The sequence below is a fragment of the Agriterribacter humi genome, from assembly GCF_009192765.1.
Lineage (GTDB): Bacteria > Bacteroidota > Bacteroidia > Chitinophagales > Chitinophagaceae > Agriterribacter > Agriterribacter humi.
Genome location: NZ_VOHQ01000006.1, coordinates 109,408 through 124,611 on the forward strand (window position 1 = coordinate 109,408; position 15,204 = coordinate 124,611).

Consider the following 15,204-nt stretch of genomic DNA (forward strand, 5'->3'; position numbering starts at 1 on the left):
TAGCGGGGCTTTATCGGTAAAGCGCTTGCCTCTTTTTTAATAGAGATCGGCTTCAAATTACAATTCTCAATTCAACGTTAGGAATGCCAAGCCCTGCCTTCAGCAATAGCTGAACCGTTATCGGTAATCAATTGTCGCTATAGACTCTTTACGGCCCGGGCCGTTCCGTGTAGATGAGACCCTTGCGAATGGAGATGTATCATTCCTTTTCCCTCAAATCCTCAGAAGTAGCCAAAGCGATAACTCTTCCTTTTTCACCCACCGCATTGTAAAAATGATATACCACACCATTCCATTTTATTACCCAGGGTTTGTGCGCATATTGTTTATCATAGGGCTCAGATGGTTCTATCAAATTTTGTCCATCCCATTCCGTCCAGTTCACAAGATCGTAAGAACAGGCAAAGCGGTCAAAAGCAGAAGGATCGTCATCTTTCCAGTTGTGTCCGAAGTAAAACATAACATACAGATCTTTCATCTTTACAATTTGTGCATCTCCGCAAATGCCTCTCCCTTTCGATAATAAAGGGCGATCGCCTTTGCGCTGCCAGTGCTGCATGTCGTTTGAAACAGCCATAGCAATGCTTTCAAAGCTATGCCCGTTAGCACCTGTACTGTCCCCCGCAGCATTATAATACATCACAAAAGGGTAACCGCTTTTTTTATCCGCATCATGAATAACCGAACTTTTAAAGATCGTTTTGTTATCATACCATCGGGACGATGAATCAATAGCCGACAGTACAGGCTGCGGCAGTCTCTCTAATTCCTTTGCTTCAGCTATATTACCTGTATACGCCATGCCCACGCCCAGGCGGCCTGCTTCATAGCCCTTATCGGCGCCTCCGAGGTAAGATATCCAGTAGCGTTCATTGTACTTCATGGGAGCATAAGTTCCGTTCCATGTAATGTCTACCAGTGCAGGATAACCCGCTTTTTGGTTGGAGTCCCATGTGTTTTCAGTAAAGGACATTATTTTTCCCCGCGTTTCCCATTGCAACAGGTCATCGCTTTCTGCTATCCAGGTTTCGTAACCCGTGCCATCAAAAATAATATAGGTCATATACCATTTACCATTCAACCGGAACACGGTTGGACTGTCGGCCATTTTCGTGGAATCGGGTGCTGTAACTACTATGCCGTATTTAAAAGGCGTTTTTACTTCTTCGTATACTTTTTGCATCGTTTCCTGCGAAACTATTTTGGGTGTTGTATCACTGCAACTCAGCAGAGCTATGAAAATCCAGAAAAGAGAGAAACGCATGATGATATTATTGTTCATAATTAAGGTGCTGTAATAAATATATAACTGCCGGAAGCAATGGCAAAACTAAGCTTACCGGCTTCTTGTTGTATATCAGTGATCCATTTATTTTGATTAATTGGCTGGTTACTTTCGGTGATGCTTCCTGTATTGGAAACAGGCAAAATAATTTGAGCGGTTGTATTAGCCGGAATACTTACTTACAATAATATTTTATTTCCTTCTTTTTTCCAGGCGGTGTGAATAACCCCGTTTGGCGTAGCATACGTGGCGCTTACGGCATTCATGCCATCTATCACCTGTGGCGCGATGCGAATTTTGCGATATCCCCGATCATCTTCCTGCTGGTTAATGCCTCCTAACCCGCTGTAAAGCCATTCCATCAAATGTCCCAGCATCATGTGATTATTGGAAACATATCTGAGGGCGGGCCAGGATTCCGTTAAAGCGGTTGCACCATGCCGTATCTGGTATCCGTAACCTGGTACATCATCCCTGTTGTTCATTTCATATAATAATTGTGAGGCGCCTCCGTCTTCAAGTACCCTTACTAAGTAACGGTAACCCACATCACCTGCGGTTAATGCCTTATTGCCGGCATGGATAGAAGCCACCAGGTTGTTGAATACTTTGTCGCGGTACTGTTCTTCCACGATTCCTGTAAACAGCGGCATGGCATACGCGGTTTGACTACCGGTGGCGTATACCTGTGTTTCTTTATCAAAAAATTTGTCATTAAAAGCCTTTTTAATATTTTCCGACAAATCGGCGAACCGTTTTTGATCGTCATCTTTTCCCAGAAGGGCTGCGGTTTTGCTCAGTATTACCGCGTCGTAAAAATAAATGGCGGTTGCTGTTAATGCCAGGGGTGTAAGCTGCGATGGCCCGGGATCTTTTGGTCCAAGGTCAAACCAGTCTCCCAGTCCATACGATAACATGTGACTATCCGCTTTCGTGGCTAAATAAGTCACATAGCGTTTCATCATATCATACGATTTTACCAGTGCATCTTTATCGCCATACCACAAATACATATACCAGGGGATAATGACTGAAGCGCTACCCCATTCGGGCGAATCGCGGAAGCCGCCTTCAAAAGGAACATATTCCGGGGCTATATCCGGTACCAGCCCGTTGGGCAATTGTGCTTCTATCATATCGTCAATGATCTTCCTGTACAGATGCTGAATGTTATAGGCGTAGCGCATGGAAGCGCCTACCAGGTGGGTTTGCTCCAGCCAGCCCAATTTTTCGCGGTGCGGGCAATCGGTGGCAACGCTTGCCATATTGCTTTTTATGGACCAGTCAATAAGCTGATAGATTTTGTTGAACAAGGAATCAGAACAGGAAAAGCTTCCTGCAGCCGGTGAACTGTTTCGGGTATGCAGCATCGTTACATCTATCCATTCCGGAGCAGATGCAGTGCCGATGTATTCTACCAGCGCATAGCGGAAACCGTAATAGGTAAACCGGGGTTCCCATGTTTCCACCTCCCCGCCTTTTAATATATAGGTAAAGTAATAGGGTTTCCCTGAAGCAGATTGTTCGGGCAGTCCATCGTCATTCAATAGTTCGGCAGGCGTAATGCGTATACTATCTCCTTTATTGCCTTTTACTTTTAGCCTTATGATGCCTGAAGCATTTTGTCCAAAATCATAAAGTGCTTTTGTTGCGGTAATATTGGTTTTCTTTTTTACGGCAAAACTATCCATCACTTTTAGGGGGTAATCGTCATGTGTTCTCATTGCTCCGCCAGGACCTTTTGCGATCAGCACTTTTTTCCAGCGGGTGCCGGCAAACCCGGGCTTGTCCCATCCTGCCTGTTCCATATTGGCATCATAATCTTCGCCACCATATATGCTCGTATATATAATGGGAGAGGGGGACGAACTCCAGCTTTCATCGGTTACGATTTCTTTTGTACTGCCATCCGTGAACCTTATAACCAGCCTGGCGCGCAGCATCGGGTATCCTTCGGCACGGATCAGTTTCCGGTACCTTTCGCGGTTGATGTAAAAAAAGCCTGTTCCAACCATAGCGCCAAGGGCATTTTGTCCCTGCTTTAAATGATCGGTAACTTCATAGGTATTGTACAGGCAACGTTTTTCATAATTCGTCCAGCCGGGCGCCAAAAAATCATCGCTTACTTTTTTGCCATTGAGGTGCAGTTCATAATGACCTAAGCCAGATATAAATATAAAGGCTTCCTTAACCGGTTTTCTCAATTCAAATGCTTTTCTGAAATAAGGAATCACAGGGCGTTTCATGGCTTTGCTGCCCAGCGCATTGCCGTTGCCGTGTACACCGGGTACTACTTTCATGCTGTCGGGTAAAATATCGTATGCTATCCATTTCGACATATCCCATTCCTTTTGCTCCAGCATGCCGGTGATAAAGCTGCTTGCTTCACTCCATGCAGATGGGTTACCGGCGGCATCCCATATTCTTACTTTCCAGTAGTATTTTTGGGCCGATTGTAGTGGCTTGCCGCCATAAACGTTATTGTTATTGCTGTTTGAAGCTATGCGGCCGGAGTTCCACATATCAGCATTTTTTTCGTCGAGTTTACCGGCGCTTGTGGCAACGAGTATTTGCCATGCAGATTGCACCACACCCCTCTCCGTTGCGTTGATCCACCAGCCCAATAAGGGCTTTGTATTTTCTATGCCATATGGATTGATCTTATGTTCGCAGTTGAGATGGTTCGGGAAGAAATTAGCTTTTACCATCACGGCATATAGGATCAACCAGCACAACAGGAATAATTTTTTATAATGCATGGTATATACTTTGCCTGAAAGATAACAAATGGAATATAATAATTGTCCTGTACATTCATGTGGGCACTCCATTCGGTTAAGGCATCGTTCGTGTTTAACTGGCTTTGTCCTTTATTTTTAGATTATTCCTTATTTTGAATAAACTTTTCATCATGTCCAGGCTGTTCTCATCTTATACATCTAAAAGCATAACCTTTAAAAACCGGATCGTGGTTTCACCGATGTGCCAGTATTCGTCGGATGATGGTTTTGCCACCGACTGGCACCTGGTACACCTGGGCAGCAGGGCGGTAGGGGGTGCGGCGGCAGTGATTGCCGAAGCTACTGCCGTTTCGCCTGAGGGAAGGATCTCAGCCGATGATTTGGGCATATGGAAAGATGAACATATGGATAAGCTGAAGCAAATCGCTTCGTTTATAAAAGCACAGCATGCTGTTGCCGGTATTCAACTGGCTCATGCGGGGCGCAAAGCCAGTACACATTCTCCATGGAAGGGTAATAAGCAGGTGCCCCCGGGAGAGGAAGGGCACTGGCAAACCGTAGCGCCCTCAGCCATTGCTTTTAATGAGGGGGAAAGCACACCTGCTGCCTTAGATGAGAAAGGTATTCAAAAAGTAGTCCTTGATTTCAGATCCGCGGCTCAAAGGGCAGTAGAGGCCGGGTTCAGCCTGATAGAGCTTCATGCGGCACACGGATACCTTATTCACCAGTTTCTTTCCCCACTCAGCAATAAACGAACGGATAAATATGGCGGAAGCTTTGAAAACCGCATTCGCTTCTTATTGGAAATCATTGCGTCTGTACAAATCGTATGGCCGGAAGCGTTGCCCCTGTGGGTTCGTATTTCGGCAACCGACTGGGCTGCGGGCGGATGGAATATAGACGAATCAGTAGCGCTGTCGGGCATCTTAAAGGAAAAAGGAATTGACCTTGTTGATGTGTCCAGCGGAGGATTGGTACCGCATGTGCAAATACCCGTGGCGCCTGCTTACCAAACGCCCTTTGCTTCGCGTATAAGAAAAGAAACGGGCATGCCAACCGGAACGGTGGGATTGATTACCGGCGCGCAGCAGGCCGAAAATATTTTGCAAAATGAAGAGGCGGACCTGATCGTTATGGCCAGGGAATTTTTGCGCGATCCGTACTTTCCCCTGCATGCAGCAACACAATTAGGCGATGATATAGCATGGCCGGTGCAATACGGGAGAGCGAAGAAAAAATAAAGGGGGGGGATAGGTGAAAAGTGAAAGGTGAAGTTTTTCACAACTTACCACTTATCACCTGTCACTTACGACTCACAAAAGATATCGTTCAGCCAGTATGCGTTGATGATGCGTCCAGTGGCCTGCAGTAATATATCCGAGGCTCAGTGCGGTAATGGATTTGTTACTGGCAATGCCTTTTGCCTGTAACATGTCATCAGTAAAACTTTCAAACAAAGCAACAGATGCTTTTCTCAGCAGGAGCATTTCTTCCTTTAGTCCATTTAACGAGCGGTGCTGAACAGCAGCGTTTTCTGCGTATTCGTTCTCATCAAAAGAAGGTAATGATTGCATTTCGCCACGCGCAATACACATGGCCCGGTAGGCAAAAACCCTTTCGGCATCTATAGTGTGCTGCAATACCTGCTTCACCGTCCATTTATTTTCTGCGTAAGCATAATCACTTTTGTTTTCGGGTACCGATTGCAGAAAGTTTTCCATATCGGGCAATGAGGTGGAAAGCGCCTGTTTAATATCGTCATTCTTTACCAGTGAAACGTAAGTTTCGTAAAATGGAGCATAGTCAGAGGGAAGTGGCCGCATGATTGTACATTTTTAATAATGATAATAGTTTCGGTAAAGGTATCAATGGTTTTTGACAGCCATATTGAAAATTGAAGGAAGTTTGGGATATGTTCAATGGTTGTCGTTTATGCAAAACTTTCGCTTTAAACTTTGACGAATATTTTTTTCCTGTACAAAAAGTACAACAGTAACCAAACCAATATCAATGCGCCCAATGCATTGCAGGCCGGTTGCCATTTTTCGGCTACATGCATATACCATCCGCCAAAAAGCAATTTCGAACTGTAATCAAAATCTATAAAACGCATTCCCAGGTAAATGACAAGCGAATTCATGCCGATCACCTTAAAAAAGAAAGCCCATTTGCGGTAACCCTGCACATCAATGATCCAGTAAAACAGTGCGAGGAAAAGAAAAGCCATGCCGGCCGTAAGAAGAATAAAAGAACTTGTCCATAAATGCTTGTTGAGCGGGAAGAACGTGCTCCACAAAAGTCCCGCACAAATTCCTGCGACACCCATTATCCCCATTTCCAGCAATTTTTTATATTCCGATTTTTGCTTTTGGAGTATGTCTCCGGCAAATGCACCCAAAACCGTAAGGCAATGCGCGGGCAGTTGGGTGAGCAAGGCATTTTCATCGTAGATTTTTTGCAGCAGGCGACCGGGCATAAAATGCCTGTCGAACCAGCCCACCAGGTTTCCTTCAAAAGAAAGATCACCCGCGCCATAACCCGGAACAGGTACCAGGAACAGGGCGGCACAATAAACGATCAGCATACCCCCTACCCAATACAGCCTTTGCCTGGAAGAGAGATTCACGTATAACAGGGTGGTAATAAAAGTGGCGATGCCAATACGACCCAGCACGGTACCATACCGTATTTGGGCCGGGTCAAAAATATTCAACGGAATATTTTTATCCAATATGCCCAGCACGATAAGTATAAGCATACGGCGGAATGCCTTCCTGTATAGTTCTTTTTTGTTCATTCCCCTGCTTAATCCTGATCGTATGGAATAGGATAGTGCAATACCCGCTGTAAATAAAAAGAGCGGGAATATAAAGTCGTAAAAAGTAAAACCATTCCACGCCGGATGTGTGAGTTGGTCGGCTGTCCAATCTATCCATGACAAACCGGTAGTTCCTTTGAGGCGGAGGATAAAAGCGCCGCCACCGGAAATGAGCAGCATGTCAAAACCCCGGAGTGCATCAACCGAAAGCAGTCGTTTTTGTTTTTCCATACAATCGTTTGCTATTTTAACAGTAAGCAGGTTATGTTCCCTGAAGATAAAAAAACAAAACGATCACCTCTGGAAAAAATGAGCACAAATCTTTTTTTACAAGATGGCAGGCCGGTTACTAACTCTTTTCCAATGCCTGTACAATGTCGGCAATAATGTCATCTGCATGTTCAAGCCCTACGGAAATGCGTATCAGTCCGGGCGTAATGCCCACAGATTCCTGTTCTTCCCTGCTAAGTTTGGAGTGTGTAGAAGATGCAGGATGTGAAGCAATACTGCGGGTGTCGCCTAAGTTAGAAGTTAAAGAGAGCATCTGTAAGGCATCCATAAATTTTTTGCCGCCTTCAACGCCGCCTTTCAGATCGAAGGTAACCAGGCCGCCTCCGCGTGTCATTTGTTTTCTGGCAATTTCATACATGGGATGAGAAGGGTGGAAAGGATATTTGATCCAGTTTAGTTTTCCGTGGCCATCCAGCGCCTTCACCAGTGCTTCGGCGTTATCGCAGTGGCGGTGTATACGCACATCCAGTGTTTCTAGGCTTTTGCTTAATATCCAGGCATTGAAAGGGGAGAGGGATGGACCGGTGTTTCTGCAGAATAAATACAATTCATTGATAAGGTCTTCTCTGCCCACTACTATGCCACCCAGCACACGTCCCTGTCCATCGAGCCATTTGGTTGCGGAATGCAATATCAGGTCGGCGCCGTATTCAGCGGGTTTTTGGAGGATTGGCGTAGCGAAGCAATTATCCACGAGCAGTATAATGCCATGTTTTTTTGCCAGCTTACCCAGCCACTCCATATCCACGATATCAAGCCCCGGGTTGGTTGGGGTTTCTACGTAGATCATTTTAGTATTGGGCCTAATCAGTGATTCCCATGTTTCGGGTTTATTGATATCCGCGTAGCTGTAATCTATTTTCCAGCGGTGGAGGTATTTGGTAACAATAGTATGGGTAGATCCAAAGATGGATTTACAACTCAGCAAATGATCGCTACTGTTTAAAAAAGCCATAAAGCAACCAAAGATGGCGCTCATGCCAGAAGAAGTGGCAAATCCGGCTTCAGTACCTTCGAGCACGCACATTTTATCAATAAACTCCTGAACGGTAGGGTTGCTGAACCTGCTATAAATGTTGTTTTCATTTTCTCCCGCAAAAGCGGCGCGCATTTCTTCGGCATTCTCAAAACAAAAACTGGAGGTAAGGAATAACGGGGTGCTATGTTCCATTTCACTGGTACGGGAGGTTTGAATACGCACAGCCTGCGTAATGGGATGTTGCTTCATCTGCTTAAGTTTTTTAAAAATTACCAAAAGTGAAGTGCGAAAGACTGGTATATAGCGGGCAGCTTGTTGCGAATAACGGCTACGCTGATGTTCATTTCACATTCCCTGCATGTTCATATCATAATTTCACCTCATTTCCATTCACCACTACTTTCCACTTTAATGCTGCTCCTGCCTTGCGTAAGGTTGCTGCAACAGAGCAATATTTATTCATGGATAGCTCAACCGCACGGTGCGCTTTGGCGCCATCAACCTCTCCGGATAACTGAAACGTAATCTCCACTTCTTCCCAGAGAGAAGGTTCTTTACCTTTTTCTCTTTCACCGTCTATACTAATAGAAAAGTCTTTTATAGTTTGTTTTTGTTTTTTTAATATGCTTACTATATCCACTGCGCTGCATCCGCCCAAACCGGCCAGTAATAACTGCATGGGACGAAAACCTTTGCTGTTGCCTCCCTGTTCTTCAGGGATATCAATAGACAGCTTATTACCTCCGGAATCTGTAGCGGTAAATCCATAGTCATTTTCGGTGCGGTGTAATTGCATTAACGGCATTGCTCTTAAAATTTGGGGGCAAAGATACAAAGCAATCGGGTTTTTTGAACTGTTCTGCTTAATTAACTGGTAGTTAAACCCTCTTGCAAGATCATATGCATTTCATTGCATAGCGTAATAGCGGGCTATCTATTGTTAAGTAAAGCGTTAAACGGCAGACGGGAAACCTGAGAATCCGACGTCTGTCGCCTGCCTGCAGGTAATTTCTCTTCTTACGTATAAAGGCGACAAAATATTATTTACACAACACTATATCAATAAAAGAATGTTATAATATCCCCGCCGACTTTAATAATATCCTGAGGCTCCAGATGATTACCATAGAACCTACGGTTATAAGCATGGTTTTGGCGGGTAGTTTACCAACCAGTCTTGCAGCCAGTGGAGCCGCTATCATACCCCCGATAATCAACCCGACAATAACCTGCCAGTGGCTTACACCAATCATAGTAAAAAAAGTTAGTGCACTGGCAAACGTTACAAAAAATTCTGTTATGCTTACGGAGCCTATCACAAAACGCGGGCTTCGGCCTTTCGATATCAGTGTGCTGGTAACCAGCGGACCCCAGCCTCCGCCGCCAAACGAATCTAAAAATCCGCCTGCACCGGCCAGCCATCCTACGCGTTTTACTTTTTTTGCTTTTTTACTTTTCTTCCTGAAAGAAATGATGAGGATGCGTACACCCAATAGCATGGTATAGGTAGCGATCAGCGGCCGGATGTATCCCGCATATTCCTCACCAAATTTGGAAAGCAAAAAAGCACCCAATACGGCGCCCACTATCCCGGGGATCAATAGCGCTTTGAATAATTTTTTGTTTACGTTGCCGAATTTATAATGGGTATACCCCGAAGCGCCGCTCGAAAACATTTCGGCAGTATGTATACTACCGCTGATAGCGGCAATATTAACGCCAAGCGACATTAATACCGTAGTAGACACCACGCCGTAGCCCATGCCCAGTACACCGTCTACCATTTGTGCAAGAAATCCGGCGAGGATCATCCAGTAAAACTTACTGTCTAATTGCTGTGCGCCATCTTTAATAGAATCAATAAGACTTCCTATGGGAAGGTAGGAGAGTACCACATGACCTGCGAACATAAAAAAGAATGCAAACAAGCACCAGGTAGCGATGCGCCGCCATCGTTTTTCACTATTGCTTTTTGCGTCAGGAATATCCTTTACAGAAAGCACTTTGGTAATGTGGTTCAGCTCATGTACTTTTTGTGCAAAATTGCCATTCATTTTTGCGCGCAGGGCTTCCATATTATGCAACACATCGTCTAATTCTTCGGGTAATACATCATTAAATGCTTCCTTCAAACGCTTGGCGATAGTAGGTGATTTGCCATTGGTTGAAATAGCTACTTTGAGATTACCTTTTCTTACAATTGATCCCAGGTAAAAATCACATAAATGCGGCGTGTCGGCAACGTTTACCAGTAAGCCTCTTTCGTGAGCGTCTGATCTTACCTGTTCGCCTAATGTTTTATCATTTACAGCTACTATCACCAGGTCGGCATCATTTAAAAATGTGTCATGATAAACGCTTTCAATAATGGTGATACTGGAATATCTTTCAGCCAAAGATTTTACGCCTTCCTTTACTTCCGGTGCAACAACGGTAATAGCAGTAGCAGGAGAATTTTGCAGCACTGCATGCAGCTTCTCCAACCCAACATTCCCTGCTCCTATAATCAGCAGCTTCAATTGTTCCAGCTTTAAAAAAACAGGGAAGAGCTGATTGGTTTCCTGTATGGTTGTTGTTTCAGTCATTATATTATTAAGTAAAAGCTGTCGTAGTTTATAATTTGTTGTTTATAGTTTAAGGTACAGGGTACAGGTTACAGGGTACAGGTTACAAGGTACAGGTTACAAGGTACAGGTTGCAAGGTACAGGTTGCAGGGTACAAGGCTGTCCAATTTCCACATTAGTATTCCACCCACTTCGCTCTTTTCGCAAAATCACCAAAGGTTTCACCGGCTTCGCGTTCATCACTGTATATTTTGAATAAACCATCCAGTTCCTCTACGATGGCTTCTTCATTTAAACTTTCTTTATACAATTTATTTAATCTTGTACCTGTTCTGTCGCCGCCAAGATGCAGATTATAATATCCATATGCGGTTCCTATAAATGCGATTTCTGCCGCATAGGGCCTGGCGCAACCATTAGGGCAACCTGTCATCCGTACACTAATTTTGTCATCATTCAATCCATACTTATTCAGTATGGGTTCCATTTTTGAAATCAAGCCCGGTAAAACACGCTGCGCCTCTGCCAGTGCCAGCGGGCAGGTATTGAATGCTACACAGGCAATTGATTCTTTGCGAACGGCACTTGCATTATCTGTATGATCACTGATCCTGTATTTTTTCAGTATAGCAGTAATTTCCGCTTTATCTTCTTCGTGTACATCGGCTATTATAATATTCTGATTGCAGGTAAACCTGAAATTGGTTTTACGCAACTGTGCGATTTCGAGAAATGCTGTTTTTAAAGCCTGTTGTTCATCATCGAGTATCCGGCCATTTTCAACAAAAACCGTATAGTACCATTTGCCCTCATGATTTTTGTGCCAGCCATAAAAATCTGTACGACCCGTAAATTCATAAGGCCGCTCTGGTTCAAGTGCAAATCCGCATCTTTTTTCCAGCTCAGCTTTAAAAGCATCCACTCCCATTTTGTCGAGCGTATATTTCAGCCGTGATAATTTCCTGTCGCTGCGATTGCCATAATCACGCTGAACAGTAATCATTTCGTAAACAGCTTTAAAAACTTTTTCTTCTCCCGAAACAAAGCCCAACACGGTTCCGAGCCGCGGATAGGTGGCGGCGTTACCATGCGTGGCTCCCATGCCGCCGCCGGCAGCAATATTGAACCCTACCAGTTTGTCGTTTTCCAGTATGGCAACCAGTCCGCAATCATTTGCAAAAACATCTACATCATTGTTGGGGGGAATGGCGATACCGATTTTGAATTTTCGCGGCAAATACCTGTCCTGGTATAATGGATCTTCCTCTTCCTTTTTATCTGTTAATGGTTTTTCATCTAACCATACTTCATAATAAGCCTTTGTTTTAGGTAACCCAAGCTGGCTTAGCTTTTTGGCATAACCGAATATCTCCTCATGTACAGGTGAAAATTTAGGATGTGCCGCACAAATTACATTCCTGTTCACATCGCCGCAGGCCGAAATGGAATCCAATTTGGCAGTATTAAATGCTTTTATTGTGGGCTTTACATTTGATTTTAAAATGCCGTGCAATTGGATGGTTTGGCGGGTAGTGATTTTAATTACACCTGTTGTATAGTTTCCTGCCACATGATGCAGCGCCTCCCATTGCTCACTGGTGATAAAACCGCCGGGAATGCGCAAACGGATCATAAAAGAGTAGAGCCATTCTAATTTTTTTGCACTTCTTTCTGCTCTCCTGTCACGGTCGTCCTGCTGGTACATACCATGAAACTTTACCAGCGCCCGGTCATCTTCCCGGATGGCGCCTGTTATCTGATCTCTCAGGCTTTCCTTTAAAGTACCGCGCAGACCATCGCTCTTCATTTTTATATGTTCTGTTGACGACAGGTTATTTTTTTCAGACATGTAATATTTGAGATTTGAAATTTAAGATTTGAAATTTGAGATTCAAGATTTAAGATTTAAGATTGGGGATTTGATTTCAAATTTGAAATCCCAAATCCTAATATACATCCAGCAAATACCTTCCTTCCTCTTTCAGCTTTTCAACAAATGAAACCGCTTCAGTTACCGATTTGCCGCCATAATGCTGTGCGATCTGGATCAGGGCATTTTCCACATCTGTACTCATCGGTTCCCTTGTTCCGCATACATAGATATAAGCTCCTTCATTAATCCACTGCCATAGTTCCGCCGCATGTTCCAGCATACGGTGCTGTACATATATCTTGGATTTCTGATCGCGTGAAAAAGCAAGATGTACATTCGTTAATACACCGGTATCGGCCCAGTTTTGGATTTCTGTCTGGTAAAGAAAATCGGTAACAAAGCATTGATCGCCGAAGAAAAGCCAGTTACGCCCGCCTGCGCCTGTGGCATCTCTTTCTGCAAGGAAAGACCTGAACGGCGCAATGCCTGTTCCCGGGCCAATCATAATAACATCTTTGCCGGCAGCGGGTAATTTGAACTGTGTATTCTTATGTACGTAAAAATCAATCGTGGAATCAGGCTCCAGTTGCGATAAGAAATCTGAGCATAAGCCATACTTTGTTTCTCCATTGATATTGAATTTATCTCTTGCCACTGTAATATGCACTTCACCGCTATGTGCTTCAGGTGAGGAAGAAACGGAATATAACCGTGGAGCAATGGGTTCAAGTACAGGTATTACCTGTTCAAACTGCGCCGCATCTTTTACGGGGTAAATACGCAGCAGGTCAATCAGGTCTATGCGTGTATCCGGTATTTCCTGTTGAATAACAGATGCATATTGTTTTACCACTCTTTCCGGAAGGTGAATGATATTTATTTTACGGGTTAATACATCGGCTATGGTATACCGCTCTTTTCTGAATTCAATTTGGTTATCCGGGTCTGCGCCGCTAAGGGCTAAAATATTTTCTACAAGATCTTTTCTGTTGTGCGGGATTAAGCCAATGGAATCACCGGGTTCGTAACTGATTTCTTCATCCACCGCAATCTCAATGTGATGTGTTTGTTTATTCGAGCCCCTGTCATTAAGGTTCAGGTTGGTGAGTATGGTTCCTGTATAATTTTTTTTGCCTTTTGGCTTTCTGGCAGGTGCAGGCCCTGTATTGCTGTTTCCGCCATCACTTAAAGCTTTCATTACCTGCGAAAACCAAATAGCCGCCTCTTCAGCATATTCAGTATCACATTTTTGCAGGGGCACAATACGTTTTGCTCCGAGTTTATTGAGCTGGCTGTCCACATCCTCACCTGCTTTGCAGAACATCGGATAGGAGCTATCGCCTAATGCCAGCACACTGAATTTCATTTTATCAAGCGAAAGCTGTTGCTGGTGAATATGATCGTAAAATTTTTTTGCGGTAACAGGCGGTTCGCCATCTCCCTGCGTGCTGATAACGAGGAATGTATATTCTTCTTTAACCAGGTCGGTAATGCGATACTGATCTATAGAACTGAGCTTTACATTAATACCATGTTTTTTTGCCTGTGCGGCAAATTCCGTGGCTACCTTTTTTGAGTTGCCGGTTTCGGTACCAAATAAAATAGAAATCTTATTTACACGGGGCGTTGCCTGTGCCTCTGCGGGTGCACCGGTTCCATTAGCCTCCGCCGATACCAATCCCGCAATAAATCCATTCATCCATATCAGTTCTTCACGTGATGACTGGGTAATAAGATCCTGGAACGCTTTTAATCTATGCTCTGCTAACATGGGCTTGCTGATTATTATTAATATTATTTTGTAATGATGCCACGGGTTTAAAATAATGTTCCCGCCCTGCACTGTTCGTTAACCAGGCGAACTGCTCATGCAGGGCTACTACTTTGCCTATGATGACCAGTGACGGAGACAAAAATGACATTTCACCGAATTGACCGTTAAAATCATATATATTAGCCGTATGCACCTGCTGGAAGGGTGTGGTGGCCTGTTCTATTACCGCAATATGCTTATCCCTGCCAACGCCATACCGGATAAGTTTGGATACGATGCCTTCTACCGTTTCGGCCGACATGTAAAATACCAGTGTGTCATTGGTTGCTGCCAGTTCCTGCCAGTACTGGTCAGATACAATATCGGATTTATAATAAGTGAGTAACCGCACCGCTGTTGCATATCCTCTTGCTGTTAAAGGGATACCTGCGCATGCTGCTGCACCTAAAGCGGCGGTTACTCCCGGTATTATTTCATACGGAATTTTATTTTCGGCAAGTACCTGCAGTTCATCCAGTATATTGGAGAAGATGGATACATCGCCGCCTTTTAAGCGAACTACTAATTTTCCGTTCTGTGCATATTGCAGCATCAGCCCGTTAATGGTTTGCTGGGGAGTAGACGCTCCGCGGCGGCATTGCTTGCCTACATATATAACTTCCGCTAAGGGATTTACATATTCCTTCAAAATATCGTTGCTCACCAGGCGGTCTGTTAATACGATATCCGCCTGCTTCAGGTAGCGTGCAGTCTTCACTGTAATCAATTCCGGATCGCCCGGACCCGCGGCTGCCAGTACCACTTTTCCATATGTAGAAATTTCTGCTGACATGATTAGTTAACTTATTTTGTAGACTTTCAAAAGAAAAAAAATTATT

Annotated in this window: 11 protein-coding genes; 1 reads left to right on the forward strand and 10 read right to left on the reverse strand. The window is 44.2% G+C overall.

Annotated features, from left to right (window positions below):
• Positions 1–199 precede the first annotated feature (199 nt).
• Entirely contained in the window at positions 200–1,282 is a 1,083-nt protein-coding gene (locus FRX45_RS12075) for a glycosylase (protein WP_226805309.1), read from the reverse strand.
• Between the two features lie 182 nt (positions 1,283–1,464).
• Positions 1,465–4,044 carry an alpha-L-rhamnosidase gene (locus FRX45_RS12080; protein WP_193311678.1) on the reverse strand — a complete coding sequence of 860 codons (2,580 nt, stop codon included), beginning with the start codon at positions 4,042–4,044 and terminating at the stop codon, positions 1,465–1,467.
• A gap of 152 nt (positions 4,045–4,196) precedes the next feature.
• Between FRX45_RS12080 and namA the strand changes: the two genes are divergently transcribed.
• Positions 4,197–5,267: an NADPH dehydrogenase NamA gene (namA, locus tag FRX45_RS12085; protein ID WP_152268686.1), complete on the forward strand. Its 1,071-nt coding sequence runs from the start codon at positions 4,197–4,199 to the stop codon at positions 5,265–5,267.
• 72 nt (positions 5,268–5,339) lie between these two features.
• On the opposite strand, the gene FRX45_RS12090 is transcribed toward namA, so the two are convergent.
• From FRX45_RS12090 to cobA, 8 genes are all read right to left on the reverse strand, one after another.
• Positions 5,340–5,849: a DinB family protein gene (locus tag FRX45_RS12090; protein WP_152268687.1), complete on the reverse strand. Its 510-nt coding sequence runs from the start codon at positions 5,847–5,849 to the stop codon at positions 5,340–5,342.
• A 125-nt stretch (positions 5,850–5,974) separates the two neighbouring features.
• Complete coding sequence (locus FRX45_RS12095) at positions 5,975–7,075, reverse strand: acyltransferase family protein (protein WP_152268688.1); 1,101 nt, start codon at positions 7,073–7,075, stop codon at positions 5,975–5,977.
• Between the two features lie 118 nt (positions 7,076–7,193).
• Entirely contained in the window at positions 7,194–8,363 is a 1,170-nt protein-coding gene (locus FRX45_RS12100) for a trans-sulfuration enzyme family protein (protein WP_152268689.1), read from the reverse strand.
• Between the two features lie 118 nt (positions 8,364–8,481).
• Positions 8,482–8,910 (reverse strand): OsmC family protein, encoded by a 429-nt coding sequence (locus tag FRX45_RS12105; RefSeq protein ID WP_226805311.1) that lies wholly within the window; start codon positions 8,908–8,910, stop codon positions 8,482–8,484.
• 277 nt (positions 8,911–9,187) lie between these two features.
• Positions 9,188–10,699 (reverse strand): TSUP family transporter, encoded by a 1,512-nt coding sequence (locus FRX45_RS12110; protein WP_152268691.1) that lies wholly within the window; start codon positions 10,697–10,699, stop codon positions 9,188–9,190.
• Between the two features lie 155 nt (positions 10,700–10,854).
• The gene (locus FRX45_RS12115) at positions 10,855–12,528 is read right to left on the reverse strand and encodes an NADPH-dependent assimilatory sulfite reductase hemoprotein subunit (RefSeq protein WP_152268692.1); all 1,674 of its coding nucleotides are present in this window, start codon (positions 12,526–12,528) and stop codon (positions 10,855–10,857) included.
• A 97-nt stretch (positions 12,529–12,625) separates the two neighbouring features.
• The gene (locus FRX45_RS12120; RefSeq protein WP_152268693.1) at positions 12,626–14,323 is read right to left on the reverse strand and encodes a diflavin oxidoreductase; all 1,698 of its coding nucleotides are present in this window, start codon (positions 14,321–14,323) and stop codon (positions 12,626–12,628) included.
• Positions 14,307–15,158: a uroporphyrinogen-III C-methyltransferase gene (gene cobA, locus FRX45_RS12125; RefSeq protein WP_152268694.1), complete on the reverse strand. Its 852-nt coding sequence runs from the start codon at positions 15,156–15,158 to the stop codon at positions 14,307–14,309. Before cobA ends, FRX45_RS12120 begins: the two co-directional genes overlap by 17 nt.
• Positions 15,159–15,204: the final 46 nt, after the last annotated feature.

What these genes read in the sequence shown, in the direction of transcription:
- FRX45_RS12105 (WP_226805311.1), bottom strand. Translation starts at nt 8,910, where the DNA reads ATGCAATTACACCGCACCGAAAATGACTATGGATTTACCGCTACAGAT.
- namA (WP_152268686.1), top strand. Translation starts at nt 4,197, where the DNA reads ATGTCCAGGCTGTTCTCATCTTATACATCTAAAAGCATAACCTTTAAA.
- cobA (WP_152268694.1), bottom strand. Translation starts at nt 15,158, where the DNA reads ATGTCAGCAGAAATTTCTACATATGGAAAAGTGGTACTGGCAGCCGCG.
- FRX45_RS12115 (WP_152268692.1), bottom strand. Translation starts at nt 12,528, where the DNA reads ATGTCTGAAAAAAATAACCTGTCGTCAACAGAACATATAAAAATGAAG.
- FRX45_RS12120 (WP_152268693.1), bottom strand. Translation starts at nt 14,323, where the DNA reads ATGTTAGCAGAGCATAGATTAAAAGCGTTCCAGGATCTTATTACCCAG.
- FRX45_RS12090 (WP_152268687.1), bottom strand. Translation starts at nt 5,849, where the DNA reads ATGCGGCCACTTCCCTCTGACTATGCTCCATTTTACGAAACTTACGTT.
- FRX45_RS12095 (WP_152268688.1), bottom strand. Translation starts at nt 7,075, where the DNA reads ATGGAAAAACAAAAACGACTGCTTTCGGTTGATGCACTCCGGGGTTTT.
- FRX45_RS12100 (WP_152268689.1), bottom strand. Translation starts at nt 8,363, where the DNA reads ATGAAGCAACATCCCATTACGCAGGCTGTGCGTATTCAAACCTCCCGT.
- FRX45_RS12110 (WP_152268691.1), bottom strand. Translation starts at nt 10,699, where the DNA reads ATGACTGAAACAACAACCATACAGGAAACCAATCAGCTCTTCCCTGTT.
- FRX45_RS12080 (WP_193311678.1), bottom strand. Translation starts at nt 4,044, where the DNA reads ATGCATTATAAAAAATTATTCCTGTTGTGCTGGTTGATCCTATATGCC.
- FRX45_RS12075 (WP_226805309.1), bottom strand. Translation starts at nt 1,282, where the DNA reads ATGAACAATAATATCATCATGCGTTTCTCTCTTTTCTGGATTTTCATA.